We start from the raw sequence: 13,700 nt of genomic DNA on the forward strand, positions 1-13,700 counted from the left end.
GATCGGGTGATGCGTCTGTTAACACGGCATGTGTACGCTTGCGGTCATTTTCATGCGAGTCTAAGCACAACCACGGCCCATGTGCGGGGCTTTGCGTTGCTGTACAATTTTACGCCGAGTAGTCCGTCTGTGCGCAAAAAAGAGCCGAGTTTATATTGTCCGGCCTCACGGGCGAGTGGGCAGGTATTCTCGAAAAATTGGCTGGAGAACCTATTACTCTGTGCCTCAGTGGGTAATCTAAACCATCATTGCAATACGTTATAATGAGCAATTTTGAAAATCCCTCAGCCTCTTTTGGTTACAAAAGGACGAGTCTTTGTTGATTACAAAAACCAGACCTTCTTTGGGTACCGGGTTGCTCTAGGCAAGACTCTTACCCTAACAGGCTTTAATCTATTTGAAGGAGATATCCGCTTTGATTTAATTGACCGATTTAACAAAATACACTCCTTAATAGGGGTACTTTTTGAAAAATATGGGCGCCAGCTACAACTCACAATTCCAGCTTCTTTGCCCCCTGGTCAGTATGTTTTGCGGACTTACGCTAAAGGTTTCAAAGAGCCCGTCTGTCTACGGGTCAATGTTCTTAAAGATGATCAGGTAAGGCCAACTATAGGCACTTTGGTAACCCAAACAGCGAGTGAGGCATCTCCCTGTTCTATAATGGAGCCAGTTGCAGCTCAACGGGGTATTGCCTTATTTTTCACGTCGACTCTGGAGAAGTCAGTTTTAGACAAGCTGGGTCAGCATGCGGCTTTAAAGCTGGTATCGGTGAGCAGTGGTGCCTCATATTCCGGAAGTGTTGTCGCTTATGATTACGCTAATTCGGTATTTCCCGGTTCATTTACGATCCCAACCATAGTACCTCCTGGCTTGTTCACAGCTACTTTGCAGGTGCTGGACATGAAAAACAATGTGGTTGATGAAAGCGAGCCGTACGGTAGACTAGTGCAAATAAACTAGTAGACTTAGTAATTTTTATAGAAACGTTCATGCAGTACAAATACACAATTTAGCGTTATAATCCCTTTACATATTTCTAGTTACAAAACCCAACCGGGAAACGCACAACAGGTTCACCATCAGGCACGAAGGTACTTGTTGTACGTTTCCTGGATATGGCTGTCAGGAAGGAACGGTTAATCAAATCGCCCCTTCTTTTATTTCTTCCACCACAGCCGGGTCCAGCAACGTACTGGTATCGCCCAGGTTGGACGTGTCGCCCTCGGCAATTTTGCGCAGGATACGGCGCATGATTTTGCCGGAGCGGGTTTTGGGTAATCCACTTACAAACTGAATTTTATCGGGCTTGGCGATAGGGCCAATGACCCGGCTCACGGTGGCCAGAATATCCCGTTTAGTCAGTTCGGCATCGTGGCCGGAGGGCTGTTGATCGTCGGTGATGACGTAGGCGTAGATGCCCTGTCCCTTGATGTCGTGCGGATAACCCACTACCGCGCTCTCCACCACGCCCGTGTGCATGTTGATCGCGTTTTCCACTTCGGCCGTCCCAATCCGGTGGCCCGATACGTTCAGCACGTCATCCACCCGGCCCGTAATGCGGTAGTAGCCGTCTTCATCCCGCAGGCAACCGTCGCCGGTGAAGTACAGGCCCGGATAGGTGGCGAAGTACGTTTGTCGGCACCGTTCGTGGTCGCCGTAGGTGGTGCGCAAAATCCCCGGCCAGGGAAACTTGATGCAGAGATTACCACTCACCCCGTTCCCTTCGATTTCCTTTCCGTTCTCATCCACCAGCACCGGCTGAACACCTGGCAGCGGCAGCGTGGCGTAGGTGGGTTTAGTTTTAGTAACCCCGGCAATCGGTGAAATCAACATACCCCCAGTTTCCGTCTGCCACCAGGTATCCACAATGGGGCAGCGGTTTTTACCGATGTTGTCATCGTACCAGTGCCAGGCTTCCTCGTTGATGGGTTCGCCCACAGAACCCAGTACCCGCAGACTGCTCAGGTCATGATTCTTCACGTAATCCAGCCCAAAACTCATCAGCGACCGGATAGCGGTGGGTGCCGTATACAGAATGTTGACTTTATGCTTATCCGTAATAGCCCAGAACCGCCCGGCGTCCGGGTAGGTGGGGATTCCTTCAAAAATCAGCGATGTAGCCCCGCAGGCCAGCGGCCCGTACACGATATAGCTATGACCGGTAATCCAGCCAATGTCGGCGGTGCAGAAAAAGACCTCTTTCTCCTGGTACTGGAACACCGTTTTAAACGTGTAGGCCGTGTAGACCATGTAGCCTCCGCAGGTATGCACCACGCCCTTGGGCTTGCCCGTACTGCCCGATGTGTACAGAATGAACAGCATGTCTTCGGCGTCCATTTCTTCGGCGGGGCAATCGGCCGTAACGTGCTTGAGTTCCTGTTCCCACCAGATATCCCGCCCTTTCAGCATCGCCACCGGCGTACGAGTACGGGTCAGCACAATTACTTTCTCCACGCTGGGACAGCCAATCAGGGCATCATCCACGGTGCTCTTCAACGGAATCTCTTTGTTTCCCCGGTACGCGCCATCGGCCGTCACGACCACTTTACACTGGGCATCATTGATTCGGTCGGCAATACTCTGGGCCGAAAAGCCACCAAATACCACCGAGTGGACGGCCCCGATACGGGCGCAGGCCAGCACGGCAATGGCCAGTTCGGGCACCATCGGCATGTATATACACACGCGGTCGCCTTTCACGACCCCATTGCGTTTTAGCACATTGGCAAACCGGCACACCTGATCGTGGAGCATCCGGTAGGTAAGCGTTACCCCGGCTTCGGACGGGTCGTTGGGTTCAAAAATGATAGCAGGCTGGTCGCCCCGTTCGTCGAGGTGACGATCGAGGCAGTTTTCCGTAATGTTGAGTTTACCGCCCTGAAACCATTTTACGTCGGGTTCGGTGAAATTCCATTGCAGGGTTTTGGTCCAGGGTTTGCGCCACTGGAATTCCTGCGCAATTTCGGCCCAGAACGCTTCGGGGTCAGTAACGCTTTTCTGGTAAGCAGTCTGGTATTCGTCAGGGGTCTGAATAAGCATGAGTCAATAAGCAATATGAATGGGCGAATTACTAAATAATGCCGTAAAAAGTAAAATTTACCCGCCATCGGAGATTAAATCAGCGGGACAACCGATGATGGATTCATACAACATCAACGGTATTCGTTTAACTTTGATTATTCGGTGTACACAAACGAACAAACTACAATGAAACTAACTTTCTCCTTCCTTCTTTTTGCCCTCTTTCTCAATAACAGACCCTGTAGTGGCCAGACTTCATCAACACAGGCTAAGGTTGGTCCCGAAAAAGGGGCATTGGTTATCGTTGGCGGAGGAGCTATGGGACCGGAAATCTGGAACCGCTTCATTGAACTGGCGGGTGGTCCCGCTGCGGCCAATATCATCATCATTCCAACGGCGGGCGAAGACAATGACCCCATGACCGCCCCCCGCGAAACCGAAAAACTGACGGGCATGGGCGTTAAGAACATCACCATCCTGCACACCCGCGACCCGAAAGTAGCCAATCAGGCATCGTTCGTGGCACCCATTCGTACCGCTACGGGCATCTGGTTTGTGGGCGGGCGGCACTGGCGACTGGCCGATTCGTACCTGAACACGCTGGCCCAGAAGGAATTCAATGCGTTGCTCGGTCGCGGGGGCGTTATTGGGGGTACTTCGGCGGGGGCAACCATTCTGGGTTCGTTCATGGTGCGGGGTGATACCAAAGGAAACTCAATTATGATTGGCGACCACACGCAGGGGCTGGATTTTATCCACAACGTCACCATCGACCAGCACGTGATGCGCCGAAACCGTCAGTTCGACCTTATCGACGTGATTAAAAATCGCCCGGAATTGCTGGGCATTGGTATCGACGAGGGGACAGCCGTTGTGGTGCAGCAAAATACGTTCGAGGTGATTGGGGCTTCCTACGCAGGCATTTACGAAGCGGGGCAGATTGCCAAAAGCGAGAAGTTCCCTTCGGGGCAGAACAGCAGTGGCGGGCCTTTTTATTACCTGGGCAAAGGACAGAAGTTCGATTTACAAACCAGAAAACCTATTCTCAACCAGCCCCTACGCCCAACGGAACCGGCTAAATAACCCCGACGACATAGTCGGTTTTGGTGTCGCAGTGGCTATGCGCTGAAGTAGTGTTGCGTGGGCTTCGGACAGATTCTAAAACATTAATAATTTTTCTGGCCTTATTCCTGTTGTTGAGATACTTACGTTTGTATATTGGGTAATACTGCACGTTACAAACCACTTTTCCCATGGAAGATTTAGTTCGATACAAGAGTTTTGACGAACTGAAAGCTAGTTCAGAACCTATCGACACGGACGTTGAGCGGGTAAGAGAGCGTCACAATAAATACCGAAATTTCATGCGCTTTTTGAGGCAAAAACGTGCTGAAGACAGCCCCGCGCCGGACAAAAATTCATCACAGAATACAGACGCAGTGAATGGAGTATAATAATACTGTACTTGAACTCTTCAAGGTACTTAACAGAAATTCAGTAGAGTACATTGTAGTTGGTGGCTCTGCTGTAGCTTATTACGGTTATTACCGACCATCGACAGATTTAGCGGGAAATGTTTTAGCGAAGCCAGACTTCGATATCTGGTTCAACCCGAATTATGAGAATTACTACAGCTTACTCGACGCTATAGAGCAACTCGGCAAGGATGTATCTGCTTACAGAGACGAGGAACAACCCGACCCCAGGAGTGCTTTTTTCAAGTTATCGTTCGACGAGTACACGCTTGATCTTCTCACCAGAATAAAAGCCCCGATACCATTCTGGTCGTCCTTCAAAAAAAGGGAGATTTTCCAATCTGATGGAGTTGACATTTCATTTATACCCCTCGAGGAGTTGATTCAGGATAAAGAAATCAACCCCAGGCTGAAGGATATAGATGATATTCAGCATTTGAGAAGAGAATAACAGGTACCGCACAGGCACGTGAACCAGAAAACCGATTCTTAACCGGACCGTACGCCCCGCTGAGCCAGCAAAATAAGCTAGTGGTCAACTAATCCGTTTGCTGAGCGTTGTATACGCGAAGGGTGTACACGATAATGGCAAAAATGAGTAGTGAATACGATGCGGTAGTAGTCGGCTCCGGACCGAATGGATTAAGCGCGGCTATTACGCTGCAACACGCCGGACTTTCGGTATTGATACTTGAAGCCAAAAATACCATTGGTGGCGGGCTACGTTCGGCGGAACTGACCCGCCCCGGTTTTGTCCACGATATTTGTTCGGCTATTCATCCGCTGGCCGTTGGTTCCCCTTTTTTCAGAAGCCTGCCCTTAGATCAGCATGGCCTGGAATTTATCAATCCTCCTCTATCGGTGGCTCATCCGTTCGATGGCGGCACCGCAGCCGCCTTACACCAGTCACTGGACGAAACAGCCCAGTCGCTGGGTGCCGATGCGCAGGCCTATCAGGCGTTAATGGAGCCCATTGTGCAGCACTGGCCGACAATGGCTGCCGACATTCTGGGGCCGCTCCGTATCCCAAAGCACCCGCTGGATATGGCGGCTTTTGGCCTGGATGCTATTCCCCCGGTTACTCACCTGGCAAAACGTTTTACCACCAAAGAAACCCGTGGCCTGCTGGCTGGGATGGCGGCCCACAGCATCCAACCATTGACGAATCTGACGACCTCGGCGATTGCTCTGGTGCTAATGGCCACTGGCCATTTACGTGGCTGGCCCATTCCAAAAGGGGGTTCGCAAACCATTGCCAACGCGCTGGCATCTTATTTTTGCTCACTGGGCGGCACCATTGAAACCAGCCGCCCCGTAGAATCCCTTCGGGATATCCCGCCAGCAAAAGCCATTCTATTCGACATTACACCGAAGCAACTACTACAGATTGCCGGAAGCCGGTTCTCAACGCTTTATCGTAAGCAACTGGAACGGTATCGCTACGGCATGGGTGTTTTTAAAATTGACTGGGCGCTGGATGGACCAATCCCCTTTACGGCCCCTGAATGCCAGCGGGCGGGAACGATTCATCTGGGCGGCACAATAGAGGAAATTACGGCTGCCGAGCAGGCCACCTCATCGGGAAAGCATCCGGAGCGGCCGTTCGTGTTACTGGCGCAGCAAAGTCTGTTCGATACCGGCCGTGCTCCGGCCGGAAAGCACACGGCTTGGGCGTATTGCCACGTGCCCAATGGGTCTACGGTCGATTGTACGGACGTGATTGAGAAACAGGTGGAACGATTCGCGCCGGGTTTCCGCGACCGGATTCTGGCCCGGCATACGATGAATACCCGCCAGATGGAAGCCTATAATGCAAACTACATCGGGGGTGATATCAACGGGGGTATTATCGACATCCGGCAACTATTTACCCGACCCGTTATCAGTCTGTCACCCTGTAAAACGTCGGACCCGGATTTGTTTATCTGCTCCTCCTCTACCCCACCGGGTGGAGGAGTACACGGCATGTGTGGGTATCACGCAGCCCAAACCGCTCTTCGCGACCGATTCGGGCTGCCGGTCTCTATCGAACTAGCAACGGGTTAATTGAGTTGAACAAAATAACCGCCGGATTGCGACCACCCCCAACCCCCTCCTAAAACAGGAGGGGGCTACGCTGAAGGGGCCCCTTTTTCAAGTCCCCTCCTGTTTTAGGAGGGGGTTGGGGGTGGTCAGCATGGGCGAAAAAGCGATTGTTGGTTCGGCGGTTATTTACGTCAAATCAATAAACCAATTAAACCAGTACGGCTTTCAGAATCTGGTCCATGATTAAACGACCGTCGGTATTACCCAGTGCCGGATCGGCGGCCCGTTCGGGGTGGGGCATCATGCCAAATACGTTTTTGCGGTTGTTCGTCACACCTGCAATGTTTTCCAGACTCCCGTTCGGATTGGCGGCTTCGGTAATAGCACCCGTTTCGTCGCAATAGCGGAAGAGCACCTGTCCGTTGTCATTCAGCGCTTTCAGCGTGTCGGCATCGGCAAAATAACGGCCTTCGCCGTGCGCCATCGGAATTTTGTAAGACGGTCGGTCCAGCCCGGCGGTCAACAGCGCATCGGGCGACTGGGGCGTCAGGTAAATGTTTTTGCAGATATACTGCTGATTGGCATTACGCAACAGTACGCCCGGCACCAGTCGGGCCTCGGCCAGCACCTGAAATCCGTTGCAGATACCCATCAGGTAACCACCCCGGTTAGCGTGGGCAATCACCTCGTTCATAATGGGCGAAAACCGGGCCACGGCCCCCGTGCGCAGGTAATCACCGTACGAAAAGCCGCCGGGCAGGATAATAAAATCGCACCCCTGCAAATCGTGGTCTTTGTGCCAGAGTTTAACAACTTCCTGGTCCATCAGTTCCAGGGCATCAACGGCATCCTGATCGCAGTTGGAACCGGGAAAAACAACAACGCCAAATTTCATAGTTTTCTTAAAAATCCCGCCGGTCTGGTTTCTGACGGGTATCGGTGAATCGTAGTAAAAAAACTTGTCCCTCTTTAAACTGATAATACAAACGAGTGTAAGGCAAGATTATGAATGCCCGTACATCTTTATCCTCATTAACCACCCGCCCCATTTCAGGAAACTGGCTCAGCGAGTCAATACAATCATATATCCTGTCCACATACTCCTCAACAATCTGACCTGACCAGCGTTGAGCCAGAAAATCCGTAAGTTCATATAAACTGCGGTCAGCGTTATCCGTCCAGACTACCGGATACGCCATGGTGCATGCCGTTTGATTGCTTCCTGATGACTAATCAACCTAGACGGGTCATTTGTCTGATCAACTGCTTCCAGAACATCCTTCTGCTGTTTGGGGGTCAAATCATTCCAGAGATCGGCAGATTCTCCTTTTATTTCAGACGCAATTGCGCCCAGATACCGAACCAGAACAGCCTCGTCCTGTACCCGATCAATCAGGTCGTGAAACTGGTCTTTGATAACTTCGAGATGCGACATGATACCAGCGTTTAGTATGGGCTAAAGTACGACCAAACGGCATTTTTTCCTAATTCACACTAACTCTTCACCTCAACGGATTGCCCCGTCAGCGTGGCTTTTCCCCGCTCAAACATCAGGTCAATGCGTCCCAGATTAATACCGGCAAAGCCTACCTGATTGATCCAGATGGGTTGCCCGTCCAGGTTGTTGGCAACTACGGGGGCATCCAGGAAGGTGTGCGTATGACCGCCAATTATCAGGTCGATGTTTCGGGTCTTGCCGGCGAGTACCACATCAGAGACCTTTGGCTCATTGTCGTATTTATAACCGAGGTGCGACAGGCAGATGACGTAATCGCACGCTTCAGCACTGCGCAATTTCGCGGCTGTGTCGTTGCCGATTTCGACCGGGTCCAGGTATTTCATTTCCCGATAGGCATCTTTGGGAATCAGCCCTTCGGGTTGAATGCCCAGCCCGAACACACCCACCCGGATACCATCTTTCTCAAAAACCTGCCAGGGTTTGGTCCTCCCGTCGAGTACAGTGTTTTTAAAATCGTAATTGGCAATTAAAAGCGGGAATTTAGCTTTCCCGAACTGCGTCACCATGTTGTCGATGCCCCCGTCGAAATCGTGGTTGCCGATGGTGCCGGCATCGTAGCCCAGGCGATTCATGGCCAGAATTTCGGGTTCACCTTTGTACAGGTTAAAGTACGGCGTTCCCTGAAAAATATCGCCCGCGTCGAATAGCAGAACATTGGGATTTTCCTGCCGGATTTTCTGAACGAGCGTCGCCCGCCGGGCTACCCCACCTTTCCCCGCATTGCGGCTACCATCCATCGGGAACGGGTCCAGCCTGCTATGAACATCGTTGGTATGCAGAATAGTCAGGGAGGCATTTTTCCCGGCAGCCCCCGCCCATACGTTCGGCGCTACAGACCCGATAACAGCGGCTGTACCAAGAAATTTGAGAAACTGGCGTCTATTCGATGCTAATGCGGCCATCAGTAACGGGAGTAATGGGTTGACCGGATTTGCCCTGCTGCCGAAAATAATCGATCAGGGCATCCCGGATAAGATAATTTATGTTCTCTCGCCGAATGGCGTTTTTCAGAAAATTGGCATTGTCACCCCCATCCGCAATGTAATCGCTCATGGCAACGGTGTAGGTCTCATTCGGCTGGAGCGTTCGCCCGTTGGTAAATGTCACCGACTGCACTTTACCGTCGTGGATTTTAGTCCGCAAGCCACCCACCACCAGCTTGTTGCCTGCTGCAAAATGATTTAGCAACTGTTGCACCATTTCACCGGTGAGGGTTAGCACGACCAGTTGATTATCAAACGGCATTACCTCAAAAATAGATCCGGTCGTGATGTTTCCTTCGGGCAGATTATTTCGGATACCGCCAAAGTTCAGGTGCGAAAAATCAACCGGTTTGCCATAACGCTGAGAGGCCTGTTGCAGGAGCGCATCGGTCAATAAGTCATTCAGCGGGCCGTTGGGCTGGCCTTTTTCAATCCGGCCGGTGGTGTGGGTCAGCACCTCGTTCATGGTTCGGTCAAGCCCCTGCCGGTACGGTTGCAGAAAGTTGGCTACACTGGTGTCGGCAGTAGCCGTTAGGGAGTCGACTCCGATTCGGTTAGCCGTTCGGTTGGCGAGGTGATACCCGGAATGACAGGCCGATAAACCAGTCAGGGCTACCAGCAGCAAATATTTCTTCATACGTGTCGGCAAGTTCGGAAACTCCCCGCAATCTTATGTTAATAAATTGGTAAAAAGGAACAGGCAAGCCGAAACGGTTTACATCAATTTGCCTGATTTGCCCGGCAAGGCAATCGTCGTGTGGTGGGGCAGGTAGTTTACTTTGCGTGTCCGACCGAATCCGCCAAAGCCTACCTGTAGATTAATCAGTCCTCCCGAAAAAGGCTTCGCATTCAAAATAGGGCTGTACGATATTTTCGTTCGTATGAACAGGAAGCTATCGTCCGAATGATCGGGTTTACGGTTGTTAGCGGCCAGTTTAATATCAAACACAACCCCGGCGGTAGGCATATGACTCACCAGCGACAGGCCTTTATAGCGTTCATCATTGCGATCCCGGGGGGTCAGGTCGAGCAGTAGGTAGCCAACATAGGGTATCAGCCGGGTGCGCGGGGCATCATACACAACTTGCCCCAGCCCCACCTCCAGTAGCCTGGGCCTGACGGGTAAATCCTTGTCCCAGGTCTGATTCTGATGGGAGAACCCTGCGCGAAGATTGCCATTGTACAGGGTTGGATGCACCATCAGTATCGTTTGCCGGAAGGCTATATCAATGCCGAAAGCGATTCCCCCAGCCGGGCTGAATGTTTGCGCCAGTGGGCCGGTAGCCAGAATCCCACCCCCGCCAGCGAATATCCCAAAACCAATTTTCGATGAATGATACGTAGTCACTAAAGCGGGAACATCGTGCAGTCGTTGCACGATTTGTTTTTCCCAGCGTTCGAGTGCCGACACATCGTCTCCCCCGCCCGTTTCAGCCCGGAACCGATTTACTTCGTCGCCCAGCTCAGAGTTAGTCAGGTATTCAATTTGCCGGGCCTGTTGTTTAAACCGCCGGTCGAATCCAAGCGCAATCAATTTGGCTTTCATCTGGCGGGTATGCACTTCTACCAGATCGAACAGCACCTGATTATATACCAGCGTCCGTTCATTCTGCGCCGTTTTTGATACCCACGACATGTTCCGAAACATGAGGCAAAATGACTCGATGACCGGTTGACCAAAAAGCGACGTGGGGTGTACTTCGTAGCCTATCTGGTAATAAAACTCGGAGCCACCCAGGCCGGGCTGGGTTGGCGAGTGGAAATCCGACAGTTGTAGCCGCCGGGTGGCGCTCCAGTGCAGCGTATCAATCGTCACCTGGCCCAAAACGGCCAGTGGAGATAATAGCAGCACGAGGAGTAGTGATTTCATGGTCAGGCGTCGTTTCCTTGTTCAATACTACCAATTTTTACGCAAAAAAGCGCAGTTCCGTTGCCAGAACCACGCCTTTCAGAATGAAAAATGGATAATGTACAATGTAAAGTGCAGAGTAACTTATTCTATATTTTTCACTCTGCACCCTTCACTCAGTTAATACCGGTACATCTCCGATTTGAACGGACCTTCTACCGCTACGCCAATGTAGTCGGCCTGTTCTTTCTCGATGGTTTCGAGTTTAGCACCCACGTGTGCTAAGTGCATAGCCGCTACTTTCTCGTCCAGAATTTTGGGCAGTACATACACCTTGTTCTCGTACTTGTCCGAGTTGGCCCACAACTCAAGTTGTGCCAGCGTCTGGTTGGCAAACGAGCAGGACATCACAAAGCTGGGGTGACCCATCGCGCAACCAAGGTTTACCAGACGGCCTTCGGCCAGCACGATAATCTCTTTGCCGTCAATCTCATACATGTCCACCTGTGGCTTAATCTGGCTCTTGGTGTTGCCATATGCTTTGTTCAGCCACGCCATGTCGATTTCGTTATCGAAGTGACCGATGTTACAAACTACCGCTTTATCTTTCATCAGGCGGAAGTGCCGCTCTTTAATGATGTTCAGATTGCCGGTTGCCGTTACAAAAATGTTGGCGCGGGGAGCTGCTTCATCCATCGGTATTACTTCGTACCCATCCATGGCGGCCTGCAAGGCACAAATCGGGTCGATTTCCGTTACCAGCACCCGTACGCCTACGCCCCGCAGCGACTCGGCCGAGCCTTTGCCTACGTCGCCATAACCGGCCACAACGGCTACTTTACCAGCCATCATCAGGTCGGTAGCGCGACGGATAGCATCCACCAATGATTCGCGGCAACCGTATTTGTTGTCAAATTTCGACTTCGTTACGGAGTCATTAACGTTGATGGCAGGCAGGTGCAGCGTACCATTCTTCATCCGCTCATACAGGCGGTGAACACCCGTAGTCGTTTCTTCCGACAGACCTTTGATATTCTGGATCAGTTCAGGATAATCGTCGAACACCATATTGGTCAGGTCGCCACCATCATCCAGAATCATGTTGAGCGGCTGACGGTCTTCGCCAAAGAACAGCGTTTGCTCGATGCACCAGTTGAACTCTTCTTCGTTCATACCTTTCCAGGCATACACCGGAATACCAGCAGCCGCGATAGCCGCAGCGGCATGGTCCTGCGTCGAGAAAATATTACACGACGACCAGGTTACGTCGGCCCCCAGTTCTACCAGTGTTTCGATAAGAACGGCGGTTTGAATCGTCATGTGCAGGCATCCGGCAATCCGTGCTCCCTTAAGCGGCTGCGACGGACCAAATTCGGCACGAAGGGCCATCAGACCCGGCATTTCGGCTTCGGCAAGTTTGATTTCCTTGCGGCCCCACTCGGCCAGGGCGATGTCCTTAACTTTGTAGGGGACGTAGGTTGATGTTTGCATAGAACAGTTTGAAATTTACAGTTTTCGATTTAACCCGGCACACTTAATACGTATCGACGTACAATTTTCGAACCAGCGTGTATTCTTAGTAAAGTACAAAAATAAGCAGTACCGCTTAGAATCCCTACACGAATCAGGATTCCTTTATTAAATGGACACGGCTGATTCCGTACATTGCGCCAAAATAGATTAATGACTTCTGTGAACGACCTATCCGTCATACCCTACTCGCCCGAATACCAGGGGGATTTCAAACGCCTGAATGTAGCCTGGATCAGCGCGTTGTTTGCCCTTGAACCGCACGATCTGGAACAACTGGATCATCCGGAAATCCACATCCTTCCAAACAATGGGGCTATTTTCCTGGCCCAGTCAAACGGTAATATTGTAGGCACAGTCGCTATGATCAAAACCGGCGAAGGTGAATTTGAACTGGCTAAAATGTCGGTAACGCCCGCCGTTCAGGGACGGGGTGCGGGCAACCTGCTGGCCCTGGCCGCCATTGATTATGCCCGTGGGCAGAACGCCCGTGTCGTGTGGCTCGAATCGAACCGAAAGGCGCAGACAGCTCTGCGCCTGTACGAACGGGTTGGTTTTCGGGAAGTCCCGCTGATTCCCTCGCCTTACGCCCGGGCCGATATCCGGATGGAAATGGTGTTATGACCCCGCAGCCATCAGTTCATTTCAGGTAGGGTTTCACCACCTTGGTCCACCGCTCGTAGCCAGCCGGTAGCATATGCAGGCTATCCTGCCGGAACAGGTCAGGAACGGGCTGCCCGTTGGGCTGAAGCATGACGGGGCGAATATCGACAAACCGGGCCTTTTTTTGTTTGGCCAGGTAGTCTTTGATGAGCCGGTTGGCCGTATCGTTTTCCGCGAAGTATTTCCGGCGCGATGGACTGGGTTTTATCGCAATAAACGCGACCGGAACCTTGGGTAATTTCTGGCGTATGTACTCAAAGAGGGCGACGAATCGGTCGAAGGTTTGCTGCCCGGTTTGCCCGGCAGCGATGTCATTCTCACCCGCGTAGATAACAATTTGTTTCGGGTGATAGGGAATAATAATACGGTCGGCATACCGCATGACATCACTCAACTGAGAGCCGCCGAAACCCCGGTTCAGCACCGGTTTACCGGGAAAATCGGTTGCCAGACTGCTCCAGAACCGAATGGACGAACTACCGGTAAACAGAATGGGATTCCGGGGTGGTGGCGTAGCCGAATCGGCTTTTTCAAACGCCCGGATTTCGTTCTCGAAGGGGGCGTCCTGTGCAGCTACGCAAAAGGGGAAGAGGAGTAAAAATAGATAGCGTTTCATGAATTGAATAATGTTT

16 protein-coding genes are annotated in these 13,700 nt (G+C 51.7%); 7 read left to right on the forward strand and 9 right to left on the reverse strand.

Annotation, left to right across the window (positions count from 1 at the left end):
- Together B157_RS39475 and B157_RS0128285 are read left to right on the forward strand one after the other, a co-directional pair.
- Positions 1–264: hypothetical protein (locus tag B157_RS39475; protein WP_211224996.1), on the forward strand; the 264-nt coding region annotated here is incomplete at its 5' end.
- Between the two features lie 9 nt (positions 265–273).
- On the forward strand, positions 274–963 hold the full coding sequence (locus B157_RS0128285; RefSeq protein WP_020606680.1) for a hypothetical protein: 690 nt from the start codon (positions 274–276) through the stop codon (positions 961–963).
- A gap of 180 nt (positions 964–1,143) precedes the next feature.
- Here B157_RS0128285 and acs read toward each other — a convergent pair whose 3' ends face one another.
- Positions 1,144–3,042 carry an acetate--CoA ligase gene (acs, locus tag B157_RS0128290; protein WP_020606681.1) on the reverse strand — a complete coding sequence of 633 codons (1,899 nt, stop codon included), beginning with the start codon at positions 3,040–3,042 and terminating at the stop codon, positions 1,144–1,146.
- Between the two features lie 168 nt (positions 3,043–3,210).
- Between acs and B157_RS0128300 the strand changes: the two genes are divergently transcribed.
- From B157_RS0128300 to B157_RS0128315, 4 genes are all read left to right on the forward strand, one after another.
- On the forward strand, positions 3,211–4,107 hold the full coding sequence (locus B157_RS0128300) for a cyanophycinase (protein WP_020606683.1): 897 nt from the start codon (positions 3,211–3,213) through the stop codon (positions 4,105–4,107).
- A 170-nt stretch (positions 4,108–4,277) separates the two neighbouring features.
- Positions 4,278–4,478 (forward strand): hypothetical protein, encoded by a 201-nt coding sequence (locus B157_RS0128305; RefSeq protein ID WP_020606684.1) that lies wholly within the window; start codon positions 4,278–4,280, stop codon positions 4,476–4,478.
- Positions 4,468–4,950, forward strand: coding sequence for a hypothetical protein (locus tag B157_RS0128310; protein ID WP_020606685.1), 483 nt, complete (start codon positions 4,468–4,470; stop codon positions 4,948–4,950). The genes B157_RS0128305 and B157_RS0128310 overlap by 11 nt, the downstream gene beginning before the upstream one ends.
- Positions 4,951–5,084: 134 nt before the next feature.
- Complete coding sequence (locus B157_RS0128315; protein WP_020606686.1) at positions 5,085–6,545, forward strand: phytoene desaturase family protein; 1,461 nt, start codon at positions 5,085–5,087, stop codon at positions 6,543–6,545.
- Between the two features lie 187 nt (positions 6,546–6,732).
- On the opposite strand, the gene purQ is transcribed toward B157_RS0128315, so the two are convergent.
- The 7 genes from purQ to ahcY form a co-directional block, all read right to left on the reverse strand.
- Positions 6,733–7,419, reverse strand: a complete 687-nt coding sequence (gene purQ / locus B157_RS0128320; protein WP_020606687.1) for a phosphoribosylformylglycinamidine synthase subunit PurQ — start codon at positions 7,417–7,419, stop codon at positions 6,733–6,735.
- 7 nt (positions 7,420–7,426) lie between these two features.
- The gene (locus B157_RS0128325) at positions 7,427–7,723 is read right to left on the reverse strand and encodes a type II toxin-antitoxin system RelE/ParE family toxin (protein ID WP_020606688.1); all 297 of its coding nucleotides are present in this window, start codon (positions 7,721–7,723) and stop codon (positions 7,427–7,429) included.
- Positions 7,708–7,959 carry a hypothetical protein gene (locus B157_RS0128330; RefSeq protein WP_020606689.1) on the reverse strand — a complete coding sequence of 84 codons (252 nt, stop codon included), beginning with the start codon at positions 7,957–7,959 and terminating at the stop codon, positions 7,708–7,710. Before B157_RS0128330 ends, B157_RS0128325 begins: the two co-directional genes overlap by 16 nt.
- A gap of 59 nt (positions 7,960–8,018) precedes the next feature.
- Positions 8,019–8,945, reverse strand: a complete 927-nt coding sequence (locus B157_RS0128335) for a bifunctional metallophosphatase/5'-nucleotidase (protein WP_020606690.1) — start codon at positions 8,943–8,945, stop codon at positions 8,019–8,021.
- Entirely contained in the window at positions 8,923–9,663 is a 741-nt protein-coding gene (locus tag B157_RS0128340; RefSeq protein WP_020606691.1) for a 5'-nucleotidase C-terminal domain-containing protein, read from the reverse strand. The genes B157_RS0128335 and B157_RS0128340 overlap by 23 nt, the downstream gene beginning before the upstream one ends.
- Positions 9,664–9,741: 78 nt before the next feature.
- On the reverse strand, positions 9,742–10,896 hold the full coding sequence (locus B157_RS0128345; RefSeq protein ID WP_020606692.1) for a hypothetical protein: 1,155 nt from the start codon (positions 10,894–10,896) through the stop codon (positions 9,742–9,744).
- A 159-nt stretch (positions 10,897–11,055) separates the two neighbouring features.
- The gene (ahcY, locus tag B157_RS0128350; protein ID WP_020606693.1) at positions 11,056–12,366 is read right to left on the reverse strand and encodes an adenosylhomocysteinase; all 1,311 of its coding nucleotides are present in this window, start codon (positions 12,364–12,366) and stop codon (positions 11,056–11,058) included.
- A gap of 192 nt (positions 12,367–12,558) precedes the next feature.
- Here ahcY and B157_RS0128355 point away from each other — a divergent pair, with 192 nt between their 5' ends.
- The gene (locus B157_RS0128355) at positions 12,559–13,029 is read left to right on the forward strand and encodes a GNAT family N-acetyltransferase (protein ID WP_020606694.1); all 471 of its coding nucleotides are present in this window, start codon (positions 12,559–12,561) and stop codon (positions 13,027–13,029) included.
- A gap of 16 nt (positions 13,030–13,045) precedes the next feature.
- Here the strand turns inward: B157_RS0128355 and B157_RS0128360 are convergent, their stop codons facing one another.
- On the reverse strand, positions 13,046–13,684 hold the full coding sequence (locus tag B157_RS0128360) for a GDSL-type esterase/lipase family protein (RefSeq protein ID WP_020606695.1): 639 nt from the start codon (positions 13,682–13,684) through the stop codon (positions 13,046–13,048).
- Between the last annotated feature and the right edge of the window lie 16 nt (positions 13,685–13,700).

Origin of the sequence: Spirosoma spitsbergense DSM 19989 (assembly GCF_000374085.1) — a bacterium.
Lineage (GTDB): Bacteria > Bacteroidota > Bacteroidia > Cytophagales > Spirosomataceae > Spirosoma > Spirosoma spitsbergense.